This is a genomic window from Nonomuraea basaltis (assembly GCF_005893125.1).
Lineage (GTDB): Bacteria > Actinomycetota > Actinomycetes > Streptosporangiales > Streptosporangiaceae > Nonomuraea > Nonomuraea basaltis.
Window position 1 is genome coordinate 1 of the sequence record NZ_VCJS01000565.1, and the last position, 1,336, is coordinate 1,336.

General features: G+C 68.3%; 2 protein-coding genes. Both read left to right on the forward strand.

Annotated elements, in window-relative coordinates; genetic code table 11:
* A partial coding sequence (locus EJK15_RS69395; RefSeq protein ID WP_206062379.1) for a hypothetical protein occupies positions 1-738 on the forward strand: 738 nt, incomplete at its 5' end.
* A 284-nt stretch (positions 739-1,022) separates the two neighbouring features.
* On the forward strand, positions 1,023-1,336 hold a 314-nt coding region (locus EJK15_RS69400), incomplete at its 3' end, for a hypothetical protein (RefSeq protein WP_138720939.1).

Sequence of the window (1,336 nt, forward strand, 5' to 3'; positions counted from 1 at the left end):
GCCCCACCCCGACCCCCGACCGACACCACGACCGCCACGGAGGCCCTAGCCATGATCAGCCGAGAGCGCGCCGAAGCCGCCCGCAACCACGCGCACAACGCGCTGAAGTCCCACATTGAGCACAAGCGCACGTGCCGCGTGTGCAGCACGGAGGGGGTTCCGTGCCAGCTTGGCAGCATCATCGAGCGAGGAACGGCCAAGTTTGTGCGCGAGGCCACCAACGCCCTAGACGCCTACCTGCCGACCGGAACGCAGGTCATCTACCACGGCGAAATCCTGAAGCACCGGGGTCGTACGTTCCTGGTCATCGGCCCGTCGCCCCGTTTCACGTGGGCCGGGTACACGCTCGGTGACCACAACCTGTACAGGTTCGAGGCACCGCTAGGCGCGGTGCGGCTGGTCACGAGCGAGGCCAAGTCGCGTGACATCCTTGCCAGCGCCAAGCACGTGTCCACGGTCCTGGGCGCAGTCCTGGCCAAGCACGGCGTAACGCTCGCCGTCTCTGCGGACATCACCGTTTCCGGCCGTGTCCTGGTCGGCTGGAGTCCCGTTGATCTCAACGCCGCCGAGCAGCGCGCCCTGCACCACGACGAGCCGGAGGCGCGACAGTACGTGTCCGCAGCGCTCTACCTGTTGCAGTTGCTCCGCAGCGCATGTGCGAAGGAGAAGCACGAGGACATGCCGTTGATCAGCGACCGCGCGCGCAAGCTTGCGGCGCGCGTAGGTGTTCGCGTGTAGCGCCGACGCGCCGACCAGCGCCGGACCGTTCGATCGGTCCGGCGCTTTCGCGCCCCCGGGGGTACCCCGGTTCGGGGCCTGCCAGGGCTGCATTCGGCTTGGTATCTGCGCAAACGAGTTGATCTTGTAGTGTTGTGGGGGTTCTTCGACGGGTCGGGGGTGCCGTGTCTGGTCTTGCTTCTGGGGTGTCGGTGGTTCGGGGCGCCTGTGTGGGTCCGTGTAATGGCAGGTCACGGCGGGCGTGGGCTGCTTTCGAGGCCGCTCGTGATGAGCATGCGGATCTGGTGGACGAGTGGGTGCGCAAGGGGGAGAAGGGGGAGCCGCCGGAGGAGCCGGAGGTTCCGGAGGTTCGCTGGCGGCCGGGGGAGCCGCTGGTGTGCGGAACGTGCCGGGGAACGGTGCGGGCTGCGCTGCTGGAGGTGGACACGTTCGCGGCGCAGCTGGCCAGGGAGGTGGATGGGTTTCGGCCGCCGTCGAAGTGGTCACGGGTGTCGGGGTCGAGGCCGAAGCCTGCGGTGTCGCCGGTGGGGGAGTTGCTGGAGCAGTTGACGGGCGGGCTGCTGGATTTCGAGGATGAGGCGCGGGAGCTGCTGGGCGG